We start from the raw sequence: 16,198 nt of genomic DNA, 5'->3' as shown, positions 1-16,198 counted from the left end.
ATCGCGCGGCTATCGCCTGTAGAAAGGAGCATGATCATGCACCAGCTAGTCGTCGTATCCATGGCACTACTCCTGGGCTTCGCCGATGTGACTTACGCGGCTGAGCACGTGGAACGCGTGTTCGATCACGATATTGCAACGGATCATTTCTCCGCGGGCCGCAGCGTCGAAGTCGATCGGCCGGTTGCCGGCGATTCCATTGCCGCCGGGGCGGAGGTCGCGCTTTCGTCAAACGTGTCCGGCGATGTCATTCTCGCTGGCGGCGAGGTACGCATTGACGGCGAGGCAAGCCAGAACGTCTACGCCGCGGGTGGCCGGGTGGTGGTGGATGGCGCGGTCGGCCGGAACGCGCGCATCGCCGGCGGCAGAGTCGATATCGGCCGACGGGCGCAGATCGCCGGCAACGCCAGCATCGCTGCAGGGCGTGTCAACGTGGCTGGAAACGTCAAGGGCTACCTCCAGGCCACTGGCGGCCGCGTTTATATCGATGGGGCAGTCGGCGGCGATGTCGAAGCGGCTGGGGGCGAAGTGGCGCTCGGACCGAACGCCCGCGTAGCCGGCACGCTGCGCTACCGTAGCCCTGATGCCCTTGAACAGGATCCGCGCGCTGTCGTCAGCGGTGGGATCGAGCGGCTGGCGGCACGTGGCCCGGCCGCGCCTGGACGAGCGTCGCATTGGGTCGTGCGGTGGATCTGGACGATCGGCTTGATGGTCCTTGCTGCGCTACTGGTTACTGCGTTGCCCGGCTTCTCCGCGCGCGTATCCAGGAGGGTGATCAAACGCTTCCTGTTGAGCATGCTGCTGGCGTTCGTCGCGATCGTCTGTGTTCCCATCGCCGCGATCGTACTGCTCGCCACGGGGATCGGGGCTCCACTGGGAATCTTGACCGCCCTCGCCTACCCGGGGCTGCTGCTCGTTGGCTACGCAAGCGCGGGCGTCGCGCTCGGCGACGCGATCCTGCGACGCGCCAAGGCTGACCACGCGGACGTCAAGCGGTGGCGTACCGCGTTCGCGGCGCTGGGGGTGCTGGCGATTTCTCTCGCTGGATGGATCCCGTGGGTTGGCGGCTTCGTCCGCCTTGTTGCGCTGCTCGTCGGCGTTGGCGCACTCATTTCTCAGGCGTGGGCCGCTGCTTCTTGTTGCCCTGCAGGATCTCCGCGCACTGATGCTGCAGTGGATTGACCTGCGTCAGTTCTTCTCGGGTTGCAACCAGTAGTATTTGAATTGCACGGATCGCGCTGGGCGCTGTCGACCGCGCCACAAGGAATGCATTTGCGCTTGGGTCCAGACGGTCTATCGTGTACTTGATCCAATTCAATGGAGCATGCCATGGCCGACCCACTTGCCGTATGGCACACCGAGCACATTAATTTCGCCCGGCTACTCGACATTCTGGAAGAACAGGTAGCGGAGCTCCGCCGGGGCGAGAGCCCGAATTACGCTCTCATGGGCGATATCCTTTACTACATGCGGAATTTTTCCGATCGTGTTCATCATCCACGGGAGGATGTTGCGTACGCGCGGCTTGCTGAACGGGATCCGGGGACGCAAATGGTGGTGAACCGCCTTCTGCAGGAGCATCGCGTGATCGCTACGGCCGGCGATGAACTCCTCATTCGCATCAATGAAGCCGCGGGAGATGTTGTAATCCCTCGCACGGCTCTGGAGGCGGCCACGGCGACGTATCTTGTGTATTATCGTCACCACCTTTCCACTGAGGAGCGAGACGTGATGCCTCGCGCCGCGCAGGTGCTGACAGAACAGGACTGGGCTGCGGTCGATGCGGCCGTCCCGGCTAGCCCCGATCCGCTTTTCGGCGACAATGTACTGGAGCGCTTCGAGGCGCTTCGCAGGCAGATCGCGCTAGACGCGCAGGTGTCAAAGGACTTGGGCCAACCACCGACACTCATTGATTGACCCCGGCTACAGGGTGCTGTTCACGCGCGTCAACGATGCAACAGCATCGGGCCCATTCGTCCGTGTAACAACGTCGACGCGGGCCTTGTAGCCGTTGGATCGACCTCAATGTCCGACTTAATTTCGATGATCAGGTTGCATGCCAGCCTGGGGGCGCCAGCGAACGCGACCGCCATCTGTCCGGACAGAATGTGAACCTTTAGCGCATGACTGGCGCCGTCGCCCCGCCCCTCGTTACCCTCCAGTTTGATGGGGAACTGTACCCGCGCTGTTTCGTATGTGTGAAACCGCACGCCTGCCTTCAACTTTCTCTGCGCGCCGAGCCTGGATAGCTCATATGCTGACCAGATGGCCCGGCCACTGATATTTTCGATCCGCTCAGCCTGATGAGAACGCTCATGAAGAAGATACTTGCTGCATGGATGCCAGCGATCGCACTGCTTGCCGCAGCAGGCACAGCCTTGATGCTGCCAGATCCCACACGGGCCGAGGATGGCGCCCGCATTGCCGGGCAGATTTGCTCTGGCTGCCACGGCGTACACGGGCGCAGCGAATCGCCGATGTTTCCGAAGCTCAACGCCCAGACACCTGAATACATCGAAGCCCAGCTCAAGGGATTCCGCGAACACGCGCGCGGCGAATCCACCGCCCGCGATTACATGTGGGGCATGGCCGCACTGCTGGACGAGGCAGCCGTCAAATCGCTGGCCGATTATTACTCTCATCAGGCCGCAACCCGGGGCGCGGCGGGCGACCCCACCTTAATGGCCAAAGGACGGGAAATCTTCGAACACGGTGTGCCGGACAAGGGGGTGCCGGCCTGCGCTTCATGCCACGGCGAGCAGGCCCAGGGGGTCGGTACATTTCCGCGCCTCGCAGGGCAGCATCGGGAGTATCTGCTGCGTCAGATCGAGTTCTTTCAAGGCGGTACGCGCGCCAACGCGCCCGTGATGACCGCTGTCGCACATACGTTGAGTTCCGAACAGGCCAAGGCCGTTGCCGCCTATCTGCAATCCAGATAAGCGGTTGCCAAATTATGCAGTCGACGGGCGCTCAGCTTATGGGCCACCATGCCCTCACAGCCGTTGATCTCCATCAAAGCTGTGGCGTTAGCGCGCTTTGATGTCGAGCGGATGATGACTAGCATTAAAGCATCGATGCAGCTTTCCGCTCGTGCCACGGGCGTGAAGCTGCAAATCGATTTGCCAATGCTTTTCATGTACCGCTGCGGAGTTTGATATGCAGTCTCCGGGACCGCGTAGTGCGATAACCGTCATCCTTCGTGAACACGAGCAACTGTCGACCGTGATCGAGGGCATGCGCCGCTTCGTGCGTCTGCTGGCAGCAGGTGCGCCCGTTCCGGGCCTCATGGTGTTTCGGGCGATGCTTTATTACATCCGCGAGTACCCTCAGCGGGTGCACCATCCTAAAGAGGACCGTTACCTGTTCACGCCGCTGCGGGATCGGACGGATGAATTTGACTATGTCCTTGCGGAACTGGAGTCCCAGCACGCTCGAGGTGACGCGAAGTTGATCAATATCGAACACGCGCTGACCCGGTATGAATTGAAGGGTGCCCCCGCACTTCGGGAGCTGCGAGCCACAGTGGACGAGTATGCCGAGTTCTATGCAGACCATCGGTGTATGGAAGAGACGTTGATTTTGCCGGCTGCCAGACGTCTGCTGACAAAGGAAGACTGGGCGGAGATCGACGCCGCCTTTGGCGCAAATCGTGATCCGTTTGACGGGGTAAAACTTGAAGACGATCTGGGCAAATTATTTTCGATGATCGTCAACACGATTCCGGAGACGGAAAGTTAGCAGTTCGGTTGCGCCTTTCGATGGGCGGCCGGCCACGCGATGCAAACGCGGATCTGCAGAATCTGTGGCCGCGCAATTGAACAAAAAATTTTTGTGAGCACAAAAAGCCGACGCAGGAGGGGGATATGCAAGCTGCTCGTCACTTTCACCTGGAACTGCGGCATGCAACGTTGCCGACCTATGTTGCCAGCTACCTGTTTCCGATCCTTTTGCTCGTCTATGAGATTCATCGGGTGGGCAGGTGGATCTTCGATTACGGTTTAAACTTCGCGAACTTCAGGTTCATGGGCTACGAGTTCCTTCTCATGCTGGTGTTCGTTGCGCTCCAGGTCGTCGTCGAAGGCATTTTCCTCATCGGGGCGTGGATGGGGCGAGAGCACGATTTCGAACATCGGATCGCGAATCTCCTAGCCGGGCTCGGCTGTTCACTGGTCGTTATCGGCTTTGATCTCGCCTTGCAGTACGCGCTGTAGCGCGAGTTCCGCGGAGTCCTCGATTCCGGCGCAGTCAAGGTGATCATCGACCTGCGCCCGAGGCTGTGCGCTCACTGTTACGCGGATGAGCGCGGGCGTCGAACAACCCTCACGACGACCGGCATGTGAGCGCATCGTCACTGAACGCGCCCCACTGTATACCCGGGACTCAATGGATCGATACCGCTGGAGGTTGCCGGTGATCCGACGCCTTGGCCGTGACAGTTGCCACGCACTCTCAGTCTGGTCAGATTGTATGCTCTCAACTTGCTGGGACATCGCTAGATCGCCTGTTCGCATCGAGCGTTGCAGGCAAGTCCGGACGGCCCAAATCTCCATCAGTCTCAGCGGCGGCTTCTGTCCTGTGAACTTGCCGTTGTTCCGCAGCACGCGCACCGTGTTGTCGTAGTCGCTTCCACGAACTTCTCCTTCAAGTGAAGAGGGTGTCAGTCTGCGCGGATGGACGTCAGGCGATTTCATCAATCTGTTGCGTCCACCGGTTGACTCCGCAAGGTACTAAAGTCACTCGTGCCGTCTTGTTGACCGACAGATGATCGTCGAGTACGGACCTGCACCCACCCAAACACCGTGCCTGCCGTGATCGCCGGTTCATGCGATCATCAGCAATAGCCTGACGGACCGTTCGCATGCGATTTTCATTCTCCTCACCGAGGATCCGAAGCCGCGCTTCGCGGTTGTGGGGTGGGTACTGCGAGCCGCTCGTCCGATCACCAACCGCCCTGGCTCGAATTGTCCTTACCCGTGAAACCAGACACCCGTGAGCCCGAGCGGCCATCGAGTCCCGCCGGGCGTATCCAATCGCGTTGGGTCAACGGGCTTACTGTGGCACGCAACTACCGGCTTGCATGGCTGCCCCACGACGCGATGGCTGGCCTCAGCCTGAGCGCCGTCCTCGTGCCCGCGGGGATGGCCTACGCGGAGGCCGCCGGTTTGCCCGCCGTATCCGGGCTCTATGCGTCGTTCGCGGCGCTGCTTGCCTACGCCCTTTTCGGCCCGAGCCGGATCCTCGTGCTGGGTCCGGACTCCGCGCTAGTCGCGCTGATCGCGGCGAGCGTCGCGCCGCTTGCGCATGGCAACGCGGAGAGCGCGCTTGCCTTCGCGGGCGGGCTCGCTTTACTGTCCGGTGCGATCTGCGTGGTGGTCGGCACGCTGAGGCTGGGCTTCGTCGCCGAACTGCTTTCGCTGCCGATCCGCTACGGCTATCTCAACGGAATGGCGCTGACAATCGTCGTCGGGCAAACACCCAGGCTGCTTGGCTTCCAGGTGCACGGCGAATCATTCCTGCAGCAGGTGCGCGAACTCGCGAGCGGCGTCGTTGCGGGCCAGACCAATGTGCTGGCCGTTACGATCGGCGTTACGGCGCTCGTCGCGATCCTCGGTTGCAGGCGCTGGTTGCCGAAGGTGCCCGGCGTGCTCATCGCGGTCGCGGGCGCGACCATTGCGGTCGCCGCGCTGGATCTCGCACAGCGCTTCGGGCTGGCGGTGGTGGGCAACGTGCCGCAAGTGCTGCCGGCGCCACGCATTCCGGCGCTCGCACTCAACGAGTGGACGGCGCTTCTCGGCGGCGCTGCCGCCGTTGCGCTCGTCTCATTCACCGACATCAGCATCCTGTCGCGCACCTATGAGGCGCGCAGCGGGGAAGCAGTCGATCGCAACCGGGAGTTCGTCGCGCTCGGGCTCGCGAACATCGCGGCGGGCGTCGCGCATGGGTTCGCCGTGAGCGCGAGCGCTTCGCGCACGCCGGTCGCTGAAGCGGCAGGGGCGAAGACGCAGGCGACCGGCGTCTTCGCGGCCCTGATTGTCGCGGGGCTGTTGCTATTCGCGCCACAGGCGCTGCGCAACACACCGCAGGCAGCGCTTGCGGCGGTCGTTATCGCCGCCTGTCTCGGGATGCTCGAAGTGCGCGGAGTATTGCGGCTTTATCGGCTGAGACCGAGCGAGTTCGCGCAATCGATCGTCTGTCTGCTCGGTGTCGCGATGATCGGGGTCGTGAACGGTATCGGCATTGCGCTTGCGCTCGCGGTTCTCGGGTTCCTGTGGCGGGGGTGGCGTCCGCATTCCGCTGTGCTCGGTCGCGTCGATCAGATTAAGGGCTATCACGACGTCGCCCGCCATCCGGAGGCCCACCGCATTCCCGGGCTCGTCCTGCTGCGATGGGATGCGCCGCTCTTCTTCGCAAACGCGGAGATTTTTCGCGAGCGCGTGCGGCAGGCAGTGCGCGAGGCGCCGACAAAAACTGTGTGGATCGTCATCGCAGCTGAACCGGTGACAGACGTCGACCTCACCGCCGCCGACACGCTCGCGCGGCTTCATGACGAACTGCTCGCGTTGAACGTCACGCTATGCTTCGCGGAGCTGAAGGGGCCCGTGAAGGACAGCCTGAAGCACTACGGCCTGTTCGAGATGATCGACGAGCAAAACTTCTTCCCTACCATCGGACAGGCGGTGAACCGCTATCTGGAGTCGCATGCGGTCGAATGGCACGATTGGGGGGATGAGGCGTAGGCCAGATAGCGCGAGTGTCCGGTGTCAGGGGATGCTGTTGAAAAAGTCACTGGCAGACGGTCTTGCGAGGTTTTCATGGGCCGGCCGAAGTCGGTCCCATGCCGAACTTTCGTCATGCTCTCTCTCCGCCATTCGCAGCGGTACGCTGAACGTCCGTTAACTAGCCGCGAGCCGCCACATAAACAGACCGCTTACCAGTTGGTCGCGTCGCACCCGGCTGTCGCCGTTCGATGACCCATGTCAATTTCTACGCCGTGGTCACCGCGATACTGGCGGTCATGCACTCTTCTCCCGGAGGATCACATGACGCAATCGATGAAAGCCGCAGTCGTCCACGAATTTGGCGCCCCGCTTCGCATTGAGGAAGTGCCCATACCAACACCGGGCCGCGGGCAGATACTCGTCAAGATCAAGGCATCCGGTGTCTGCCACACCGATCTTCACGCAGCCGACGGAGACTGGCCAGTCAAGCCGACGCTCCCCTTCATTCCCGGTCACGAAGGCGTTGGTTATGTCGCGGCCGTTGGTGATGGCGTCAAGGCCGTCAAGGAAGGAGACCGCGTCGGCGTGCCGTGGCTCTATACTGCTTGCGGTCATTGCGAGCACTGCCTGAGCGGGTGGGAGACGCTCTGTCACGAACAACAGAACACCGGCTATTCAGTCAACGGTGGCTATGCGGAATACGTGCTGGCTGATCCGAACTATGTCGGGCACTTGCCGCCGAAAGTCGGTTTTGAAGAAATTGCACCGATTCTCTGCGCGGGCGTTACCGTTTACAAGGGCATTCGCATGACCGACACGCGGCCTGGCCAATGGATCGCGATCTCGGGAATCGGGGGCCTTGGCCATGTCGCGGTTCAATATGCCATTGCAATGGGACTACATGTCGTCGCGGTGGACATATCAGCCGACAAGCTCGCCCTCGCTCGTGAACTCGGTGCCGCCCTCACAATCGATGCATCGGAGGGCGATCCTGCCGCGGCGATCCAGAAGGAAATCGGCGGAGCGCATGGTGTGCTGGTCACAGCGGTATCGCGCAGCGCCTTCGCCCAGGCACTCGGCATGGTCCGCCGCGGCGGCACCGTCACGCTAAACGGTCTGCCGCCAGGTGATTTTCCGTTGCCGATCTTTTCCACTGTGCTCAATGGCATCACCGTGCGAGGATCGATCGTCGGCACACGCGGGGACTTGCAGGAGTCGCTCGAGTTTGCGGCCGAAGGGCGAGTACGCGCCCGGATTCATACCGACCGCCTCGAAAACATCAATGCCGTGTTTGTCGAGTTGAAGAGCGGCAAGATCGATGGCCGCGTCGTGCTGACGCTCGATTGACGGGCACCATACGATGCGAGTTGCGCTCATTGGGATCGCTTCAGAGAACGGAAAATAATGGACGTTAAGCGGGCAACGCCCGTTTGGCTTCGGCTTAGCGCTATCGCGCGGCGAAGGCCTGAGTCATCTGGCGTGCCTGCTTGGGCACCGGCGATATCGTGAGATTTGTGCGACATCAGGCACTCCATTTGCATCCGAAACGCGCGAAGCTCATGACCACCACGCTGCGCTCCTTTCTGCGCTATGCGTGCTATCGGGGTGACATTGCGTTTGATCTGGGCGCTACTGTTCCGGTCGTGGCCAGTTGGTCAATGCAGGCAATCCCTCGCGCAATCCGTCCTGAACAGACGCGGCAATTGCTGGCAAGCATCGATCGACACAGCGCAATCGGTCGTCGCGACTATGCCATTTTGCCCCTACTTGTGCGACTGGGATTGCGCTCGGGGGAAGTCGTTTCGCTCGAACTCGCGGATCTCGACTGGACCGAGGGGGGGCTTGACCGTTGCTTCATCGGCCATAACGGCCGTTTGTGACAGCAAGACGATGACGGCGAATGTTCGGTGTTGGACCGGACCTTGCCACTTGCGGTGATTCACCGAGTACGGAAAACGATTTCTGTCGGCGTCATCTAATGGCATGGCGTGCACGTGGGCCGCAACGATCCGTCTTGGTGGCTTCCTGCGTGGGCATTGGCTCGCCGGGCGCCCGATCCTGAACATAAGATTCGCCCGTCTGGAGGCAGCGTTCCGCGATCGAGAGCTCGCGCCCAAGATAGGCGGCGTGATCGAGTTGACTCACAAGCGCTAGCTTCACGATTTCCGCATAGACGGCTGTAGGCGTCGATCCCTCCACGACGCAGTCAAGGACGCCCGCGTTCGTGTAGTGCTCAACTACCAGCTCGTGTACGCGGCGGTTTGGGTAGACTATGAAGAAACCGGCCGGGTCGGACTTGAAAAACTGCGGCTCCCTAGCTTGCACGGTTTTAACAGAAACGTCAGTCACGGCCCCATCGAACGGCGGCAGCCCCTGAGCGTGGCGGTCCACAATGACTTGACGTATACGGGCAGCATCCTGCTCGCCAATCAACGAAATAAGCTGTACCTGCTCCTTGAAGACCCGGATGTGCTGCGGCCCAACGTTCTTCAAGAATGGGCGTTTCCCCTTCGCACCGGCGATACGCCGGTTGTCGTCAAGGCCATTGGCGAACAGACTCTCTATCGACTGCCCCGGCAAATGGCCAACCGACTGCCGGGAATCCTCGCCGCACAGGATCAGAAATCGAATGTTGGAATTGGCCAGCACGTTGCGAATGACGCGCTCTATGCCCAGATTCTCGGTACGCATCGTGCCGACAATGGCGAGCCCATCAGGTGCAGACTGCGCGAGTTCCTTCGCGAGACTCTCGCTGTTTAGCGTGCATACGGCTACGGACGCCCCGTGCCGGACGACAGAGTAATCACCTGGCAGGGGCGGCCAGCCGCTGCGTTCCTCTGGCGCCTCGACAGGACAAAGCGCTGCGTCTGACAGCGCCTGCGGAAACGCCTCGGCGAATGCATTAGCGGCAAGCGCCGGAAAACAGATTTCGCAACCGAGGCATTCGTACTTCTGCGGCACCAGCACGCGGCGAGCGCCATCGAGCACCGGCACCAGTTCCACAACTACGGGAGCGGCTTTCTCCAGCGCCTCGATGGTGTGCCGCAAGCACCCACATCGATGGCATTTGGTCGCGGCGACGGCTTGCTCCAACTCGTCACAAACAACGCGTAGCGCAGCGGCGCGAGATGCGGCAGTTCCGTCCTGGTCCATGGCTTGCTCCATTGGTACCCGCGAGGGAGCCCATCCCCTGTCAGGACTTCGCGCCCTCGCGCTAGCCGTCCGAGCCGCTAGCCGCAGCAGCCACAAACCGATCTGGCCTGCTCCGCAGCCTTCGGTCCAACTTCGGTCGGGCCATTGCAGTCGCAACAGGGTTCGGTGCGGCGTTCTCCGGCAGGTGTCGGCACGGCTTCATGCGACTCGGGTTTGTTGGGCCGGGTTTCGGCCGGTCTGCTCGTTGCTGCTCGTCTGCATCCGCATGGCATGATCAATCTCCCAATACAATTGGCGTGCAAGCTCGGCGCCATGGCGTTGTACACAGCGATACAGGCAACTCGGGCTATCGTCTGCCGGGCTCTGTGTTTCGTCGATTTCGGTATCGCCCGCCACCCCATGTTCGGCTATCGCCTAGCGCGGCTTCCAGTGTGATTTTGCCGTCTTCATGGAGCACGTTGCGCAGTGCCTCCGGGTCGGAATAACCGGCATACGGCAAAACGCCCCATGGATCGATGATATATACGGCATGAAGCCGCCCCTGTGCGAGCGCCGCGATGTCGAGCGCTTCGCCCAACGCGCGCTTCGACGCGTCATGTCCATCGACGGCCAATACGGTCCTACGGTACATGATCTTGTGCGCTAAGAACCGCGCGTCTCGATCACGAGACTCCCTGATCGAGGAGTTTCGCGCTTGATCTTTTATATGCCTGGCATCACCGGGTAAGGTTCCGTATGATCTTCCACGCGCTTCACGCCGGGAATGCCTTCTGCCGCAACGCGGACAGCCTGGACGGCCTCCATCGAATGAAAGATGCCCCACAGGTGGACAACGCCATCGATCACGACGATGTTGCGCCCGGCAAATGCCCAATTGTGGCCAGTCATTTCACCCATCAGCGTCGCACGAATCTCCCGATCCGAGAGGGCCACGTCCTGCGCCGGCTCATCGGGAATGCTGGCCAATGCCTGCACAAGATTCGCGCGGCTGACGATGCCCACAAGACGACCCGCCTTTGTCACAGGAACACGCTTGATACGCCGCGTTTCCAGGATGTTGGCTACCTCGCTCAGCGGCGTGTCTTCATCAACCGAGATGACGTGGGTGGTCATCACGTCCTGGACTTTTAGAGCATGTGTCTTGATGTAGTCTTTGGCGTCATTGCTTGACGAAAAAAGATCGAGCCACCAAGAGCGCCGGCGCTGATCGGTGCCGAGCTCTTCCCGGTGCAGCAGGTCGCCTTCGCTGATCATGCCGACGACATGTCCTTCCGCGTCGATTACCGGCGCGCCGCTGATTCCCCTGTCCACCAGCATCCTGGCAACCTCGCTCACGGTCATGTCAGGTTTGGCGGATACGACGTTACTGGTCATTACATCTGATGCACGCATGGTGAGACTCCTTCGCTGTTTTGGCTTGTGCCTTTATTTACACTACGTCCGTAACGGACGTCATTTTTTGATGTGGATCAGTGCTGACGCCAATATAGGCCGGTTGTGTATAACACCGTGTGAGATGAGGTCATCGGGCGAGCTGCTTCCACCCTCGATGCCCCTACCCTCGCCGGCTGCGGCAGTTGCCGCGCGCCTGGCACGCCCTTCACGCGCCTAAAGCGAGAGCGTCTTCGCCATCTTGAGCTGGACCCATACCATGCCTTCGTGCAAACCGGCGAGCACCGCTTCGCGTTCGGTCGAAAAAACGCCGCTGTGCGTGAATTCGTGTTTGAAAACGCCTTCCGGCGCATTGTGGTTGAGCTGGATCGAGCAACAGAAGCCGTCAGCCGTCTGATGCGTCACGACCGACACCGACCAATCGTTGTCGCAGACGCTACCCGAAAGTGCCATGAGTGACTCCTGATTTTTTCGGCCGCGCAAAGCCGATGCCGCCCCAAAGAAGCGCACCCGGCGCCGCGCCGCAAGTTAGCCTATCGTCAGATTGTCGACGACCGCGTGCACGCCCGGCGCCGACCATGCCGCTCCGCGCACGGCCGATCGCTCGGCGGCGGAGTCGACCTTGCCGGTCAACGTAACGGTGCCTTCGTGCACCTTGATCTCGATGTGTTTCGCTTCACGCTCGGCGTGCCGTTGCAATGCCTGGCTAATCTGATCGCCGATATCCTGGGCGGCGGCGTCGCCGCCTATCCGGATCAGGTTCGACACACCCGTGACACCCCGCATGTGCGCGACGGTGCGCATCGCGACGTGGCTCCGATAAGCCCAATCCACCTCGCCGCTCAACGTCACCCAGCCCTTCTCGACCTGCACCTTGACGGACTCCTCGGACAGACCGACGGTCCAGCGCAGGATCGTGCGAACGGCGTTGGCGATGTCCTCATCTGTTCGTACGTCGGTATGCAGAAGGCGAACGTCCATTTCCACGACGACCGCCTTCACACCGGCCACCCGCTGCGCCGCCTTTTCCGCCGCAAGTTTCTCGGCGTAGCTGGTCGGGTGTCCGGACAGCGTCACCACACGGTCGCGCACTTCAACGCCGATGTCTGTGATGTCGACCGCAGGATCCCACGCCAGCTCGTCCTCGACCTGCCGATTCAGTTCCATGTCCGACTTCATTGCCTGCTCCTTGATGGCATGCAAAGATGCAGCCGCGCCGGGACGTGCAGCCACCAGTCCGGCGCGGCGTCAATCACGCGATCGGCAGACGCTTGCGCTCGGAAGCCGCCTTCTTGGGCAGCGTCAATGAGAGGACGCCGTCCTTGTACTCCGCTGCGGCCGTGGCTTCGTCGATCTCGCTCGCGAGCGAAAACGACCGGCTGACCGCGCCCGAATACCGCTCGCGCCGTATCACGCGCTCGCCCTCCTTCAGTTCCTGATTGCGTTCGACCTTGGCGCTGATCGATACGAGGTTGCCGTCGATTTTCACGTCGATATCGTTCTTGTCGACACCCGGCAGTTCGGCCTTCACTGCGTATGCGGTGTCGCTTTCCGTTACGTCGACCTTGATGTCGGCCAATGGCGCATCGCCGCCCGCGCCGCGCAGCGGACGGAACAGGCCTTGAAAGAGTTCCGACATGGGTTCAAGCGGAAACGGATCAAAACGGGTCAAGTTGCTCATCGTCTATCTCCTTGATTCATCCATGAATGTCATGGACATCGGGCTACGTTGAGTCGTTCGGCCGCATTGCTCGCCTGGCCTCGCTACTCTCCTGAACAGGTCGCCGGATTTGCTCGCGCAAGCGGCGCCGTCTAGGCGACCTCGATGATGACCTTCAGCGCATGCGTCTCGGCCGCGCGTCCGAACGTGTCGTAAGCGCCGGCAACATTCTCGAGCTGGAAGCGGTGTGTAATAAGTTTTGTGGGATCTATGCGGCCGGCGCGAACGGTCTTGAGCAGCATCGGCGTGCTGACGGTATCGACAAGGCGCGTCGTAATCGCTATGTTGCGATCCCAAAGCTTTTCGAGGTGCAGATCGGCCTTTACCCCGTGCACGCCGACATTCGCGATCACGCCGCCGGGCGCGACTATCCCTTCGCACAACTCGAACGTCGCGGGTATGCCGACCGCCTCGATCGCACAATCGACGCCCGTTTGTTCGGTTAACTTCATCACTTCGGCGACCGGATCCGCCCGGCCGATGTCGATACACCCGGTCGCACCGAATCGGCGCGCAACTTCAAGGCGGTTCGGATCGCGATCGATCATCAGGATCTGTGCAGGTGAATAAAACTGCGCGGTCAGGAGCGCAGCGAGCCCGATCGGTCCGGCCCCGACGATCGCCACCGTGCTGCCGGGCTGCACCTTGCCGTTCAGAACACCACATTCGAAGCCGGTCGGCAGGATGTCCGACAGCATCACCAGCGCTTCTTCGTCGGCGCCGGCGGGAATCGGGTACAGGCTCGTGTCGGCGTGTGGAATGCGCACATATTCGGCCTGGGTGCCGTCGATCTTGTGGCCGAGAATCCAGCCGCCGGTGGTGCAGTGTGAATACATGCCGCGCCGGCAATAATCGCATTTGCCACACGACGAAATGCACGAAATCAATACCCGGTCGCCCGGTTTGAACGACGACACCGCCGAGCCGACCTGCTGCACGATGCCAACCCCCTCATGGCCGAGGATGCGCCCCGGCTCACAGCTCGGCACATCGCCTTTCAGAATGTGCAGATCGGTGCCGCAAATTGTCGTGCGCGTCATCTTGACGATCGCATCGGTCGGCGCGGCAAGCTGCGGAACGGGCCTTTCGTCGAGCGATTTCTTGCCGGGACCGTGATACACCAGTGCTTTCATCTACTGCCTCCGTTGATCGAAACGAACCTGCTGTATGACTGATTTCAGGATCGCGGACGCCGCGACGATTGACATGTATCAAGCGATACGCGTTGTCCGGAGCGCGGCGAAAACCGTGACCTCAGCCTGTTGCTGCCGTCACCGCATATGCATGCCGCCGTTGATCGCGAAGTCCGCGCCTGTGACGAAACCCGCGTCGTCCGAACAGAGAAACGCAACGAGCGCCGCGATCTCGTCAGGTTGACCTAGCCGGCCGACCGGTATTTGCGGCAGGATTCTCGCGTCCATCACGTCCTTCGGAATCGCGGCGGTCATTGCAGTCGCGAGATAACCGGGCGACACCGTGTTGACTGTCACGCCATGTTTCGCGACCTCCAGCGCCAGCGACATCGTGAAGCCGTGAATGCCGGCCTTCGCCGCCGCATAGTTGGTCTGACCGAACGCGCCACGAGCGCCGTTCACCGAGCCAATGTTGACGATACGTCCGAACTTTTGCTCGACCATCCCGTTTAGTAACGGCTTGGTCATATTGAACAGTGAATCGAGATCGGTGCGCAGCACCGCATCCCAATCGTCTTTGTTCATCCTGGCGAAGGTCGAATCGCGCGTGATGCCCGCATTGTTGACGAGCACGTCGACAGAGCCAAACTCTTTGAGCACGCGGTCAGCGCAATGCGCGCACGATTCGAAGCTGGTCACGTCCGCCTCGTACGCATGAAAACGGCGGCCGGCATCGCGTTCGTGCATGAGCCATGTGGCGACATGGTCGTTCCGCTCGGAATGCGACATGGCGACGACCATGCCGGCATCGTGCAGACGCCGACTGATGGCGGCGCCGAGTCCGCCCATGCCGCCGGTGATGAAAGCAACTCGTTTAGCCGACATGGTGTTCTCCTTGCGCTGAACCGTTGAGTGTCGCAAACGGTGGCACCGCGAACGGCGCACGCCCTTCCAGCACTCCCTTGAGCGCCCGCTCGAAGTGTTGCATCCATTCCTGCACAGGTATCGCTGTGGGATTCATGCCGGGGCCTTTCTGCCAATGATCGGTCCACGTCGACTGCCACTTTGCGAGCGCTTCGCGCATTCCGTCGCTGTATGCGCTCTGTTGCCGCATCGATGAGACCCAACCCTGTTGCCAGAGATTCGTCGTGGCCTCGAGGTAATCGCGTAGCATCGTCTGGCAACTCACGCCGAAATCGTTCCAGTCGCGCGCGCCAAGCGCTGCTTCGCGAGTGGCGTTCATTACGGCGAGGTCGCGTTTGATGCGAAGCATCTCGAACGCGCATGCCAATTGCCGGACTTCGTGCCCGAAGTTCATCATCCGGAGTGCGAGCGTCAGGTTCGCTCGATACGCATCAAGCGGCGTGATGAATTCAGATGCCATGGTGCTCCTCCAGTCGTGGCCAGATGATTTGCCTATGCACCGCGCCTGTCGCGCGGTCGAGTTCGCGGCAGCAGTCCGCTTAATGTAGGCGACGCCTTCAGAGGCCGATTGATGTGTATCAAGCGTGCGGTGCGCCGCGGCAAAATGTGATCGGCCGCGCCGCTGAAGAACTCTCAAACCTCGGCCGGCGTTTCCCGAATCAACAACACGGGACATGGCGAGTGCCGCACGAAACGCTCCGCGACACTGCCGATCACCATGCGCCGCATGCCGCGCCGCCCGTGCGTGCCCATCACAACAAGCTCCGCGCCGAGCCGCTCGGCGCAGCGAGCGAGGCAACTGGCAATGTCCTCGGCGATGCCTTGCGTTTCGACGATCTCCGAATCACCCGCCACGCCGAGCGCCTGCATCTTCGCGCAAGCTTCGTCAAGGAAGCTGCGCCCTACCTGGCGCGCCGTGTCGGTCAGCAGATGCGGATCGCAGGCACCCGCATACGTGAACGCCGCGGACTGATCCAGCACATAGACCGCCGTCAGCTTGCCGCCCGACAGTTTGGCCATCCGGATGCCCTCGTCCACCGCGCGCTTCGATGCCTCACTGCCGTCCACTGCCACCAGAATATTTGCGTACATGGCTCCCTCCTCATGGAGCGTTGGAAAAAACAGGCACGGCGCCGCAACGAACGCAAGCTCGCCTG

The 16,198-nt window shown here is 61.3% G+C and carries 19 protein-coding genes; 8 read left to right on the top strand and 11 right to left on the bottom strand.

The genetic code is table 11. The features are described 5' to 3' along the window. Positions 1-36: 36 nt before the first annotated feature. From WN982_RS25130 to WN982_RS25120, 3 genes are all read left to right on the top strand, one after another. A complete protein-coding gene (locus WN982_RS25130; RefSeq protein ID WP_341318349.1) occupies positions 37-1,182 on the top strand; it encodes a polymer-forming cytoskeletal protein in 1,146 nt (381 codons plus the stop codon). 147 nt (positions 1,183-1,329) lie between these two features. Next, positions 1,330-1,917: a hemerythrin domain-containing protein gene (locus WN982_RS25125; protein ID WP_341318348.1), complete on the top strand. Its 588-nt coding sequence runs from the start codon at positions 1,330-1,332 to the stop codon at positions 1,915-1,917. Between the two features lie 398 nt (positions 1,918-2,315). After that, positions 2,316-2,939, top strand: a complete 624-nt coding sequence (locus WN982_RS25120; RefSeq protein ID WP_341318347.1) for a c-type cytochrome — start codon at positions 2,316-2,318, stop codon at positions 2,937-2,939. Here WN982_RS25120 and WN982_RS25115 read toward each other — a convergent pair. Continuing rightward, positions 2,921-3,136: a hypothetical protein gene (locus tag WN982_RS25115; RefSeq protein ID WP_341318346.1), complete on the bottom strand. Its 216-nt coding sequence runs from the start codon at positions 3,134-3,136 to the stop codon at positions 2,921-2,923. The genes WN982_RS25120 and WN982_RS25115 overlap by 19 nt on opposite strands. 20 nt (positions 3,137-3,156) lie before the next feature. Here WN982_RS25115 and WN982_RS25110 point away from each other — a divergent pair, with 20 nt between their 5' ends. From WN982_RS25110 to WN982_RS25090, 5 genes are all read left to right on the top strand, one after another. Then, positions 3,157-3,738, top strand: a complete 582-nt coding sequence (locus WN982_RS25110; RefSeq protein ID WP_341318345.1) for a hemerythrin domain-containing protein — start codon at positions 3,157-3,159, stop codon at positions 3,736-3,738. Between the two features lie 125 nt (positions 3,739-3,863). Further along, positions 3,864-4,211 carry a hypothetical protein gene (locus WN982_RS25105; RefSeq protein ID WP_115105509.1) on the top strand — a complete coding sequence of 116 codons (348 nt, stop codon included), beginning with the start codon at positions 3,864-3,866 and terminating at the stop codon, positions 4,209-4,211. A 762-nt stretch (positions 4,212-4,973) separates the two neighbouring features. Next, on the top strand, positions 4,974-6,737 hold the full coding sequence (locus tag WN982_RS25100; RefSeq protein WP_341318344.1) for a SulP family inorganic anion transporter: 1,764 nt from the start codon (positions 4,974-4,976) through the stop codon (positions 6,735-6,737). A gap of 303 nt (positions 6,738-7,040) precedes the next feature. Then, complete coding sequence (gene adhP, locus WN982_RS25095; protein ID WP_341318343.1) at positions 7,041-8,066, top strand: alcohol dehydrogenase AdhP; 1,026 nt, start codon at positions 7,041-7,043, stop codon at positions 8,064-8,066. 212 nt (positions 8,067-8,278) lie between these two features. Continuing rightward, the gene (locus WN982_RS25090) at positions 8,279-8,599 is read left to right on the top strand and encodes a hypothetical protein (protein WP_341318342.1); all 321 of its coding nucleotides are present in this window, start codon (positions 8,279-8,281) and stop codon (positions 8,597-8,599) included. 91 nt (positions 8,600-8,690) lie between these two features. On the opposite strand, the gene WN982_RS25085 is transcribed toward WN982_RS25090, so the two are convergent. The 10 genes from WN982_RS25085 to WN982_RS25040 form a co-directional block, all read right to left on the bottom strand. Beyond that, positions 8,691-9,872 carry a DUF4346 domain-containing protein gene (locus tag WN982_RS25085; protein ID WP_341318341.1) on the bottom strand — a complete coding sequence of 394 codons (1,182 nt, stop codon included), beginning with the start codon at positions 9,870-9,872 and terminating at the stop codon, positions 8,691-8,693. Between the two features lie 346 nt (positions 9,873-10,218). Continuing rightward, positions 10,219-10,503 carry a universal stress protein gene (locus WN982_RS25080; RefSeq protein ID WP_341318340.1) on the bottom strand — a complete coding sequence of 95 codons (285 nt, stop codon included), beginning with the start codon at positions 10,501-10,503 and terminating at the stop codon, positions 10,219-10,221. 71 nt (positions 10,504-10,574) lie between these two features. Beyond that, positions 10,575-11,264, bottom strand: a complete 690-nt coding sequence (locus tag WN982_RS25075) for a CBS domain-containing protein (RefSeq protein ID WP_341318339.1) — start codon at positions 11,262-11,264, stop codon at positions 10,575-10,577. 216 nt (positions 11,265-11,480) lie between these two features. Then, positions 11,481-11,717 carry a UDP-glucose 4-epimerase gene (locus WN982_RS25070; RefSeq protein WP_341318338.1) on the bottom strand — a complete coding sequence of 79 codons (237 nt, stop codon included), beginning with the start codon at positions 11,715-11,717 and terminating at the stop codon, positions 11,481-11,483. Between the two features lie 75 nt (positions 11,718-11,792). Continuing rightward, positions 11,793-12,443: a BON domain-containing protein gene (locus WN982_RS25065; RefSeq protein WP_341318337.1), complete on the bottom strand. Its 651-nt coding sequence runs from the start codon at positions 12,441-12,443 to the stop codon at positions 11,793-11,795. A 73-nt stretch (positions 12,444-12,516) separates the two neighbouring features. Then, complete coding sequence (locus WN982_RS25060; protein WP_341318336.1) at positions 12,517-12,945, bottom strand: Hsp20/alpha crystallin family protein; 429 nt, start codon at positions 12,943-12,945, stop codon at positions 12,517-12,519. Positions 12,946-13,076: 131 nt separating this feature from the next. Continuing rightward, entirely contained in the window at positions 13,077-14,117 is a 1,041-nt protein-coding gene (locus tag WN982_RS25055) for a zinc-dependent alcohol dehydrogenase family protein (RefSeq protein ID WP_341318335.1), read from the bottom strand. 138 nt (positions 14,118-14,255) lie between these two features. Further along, complete coding sequence (locus WN982_RS25050) at positions 14,256-15,002, bottom strand: beta-ketoacyl-ACP reductase (RefSeq protein ID WP_341318334.1); 747 nt, start codon at positions 15,000-15,002, stop codon at positions 14,256-14,258. Next, positions 14,992-15,501: a hypothetical protein gene (locus tag WN982_RS25045; RefSeq protein WP_341318333.1), complete on the bottom strand. Its 510-nt coding sequence runs from the start codon at positions 15,499-15,501 to the stop codon at positions 14,992-14,994. The genes WN982_RS25050 and WN982_RS25045 overlap by 11 nt, the downstream gene beginning before the upstream one ends. Before the next feature lie 173 nt (positions 15,502-15,674). Next, positions 15,675-16,133, bottom strand: coding sequence for a universal stress protein (locus WN982_RS25040; RefSeq protein WP_341318332.1), 459 nt, complete (start codon positions 16,131-16,133; stop codon positions 15,675-15,677). Between the last annotated feature and the right edge of the window lie 65 nt (positions 16,134-16,198).

Origin of the sequence: Paraburkholderia sp. IMGN_8, from assembly GCF_038050405.1 — a bacterium.
Classification (GTDB): Bacteria; Pseudomonadota; Gammaproteobacteria; order Burkholderiales; family Burkholderiaceae; genus Paraburkholderia.
Note: the sequence above shows the minus strand (reverse complement) of the source record. Positions and strands in the feature narration are given on the sequence as shown.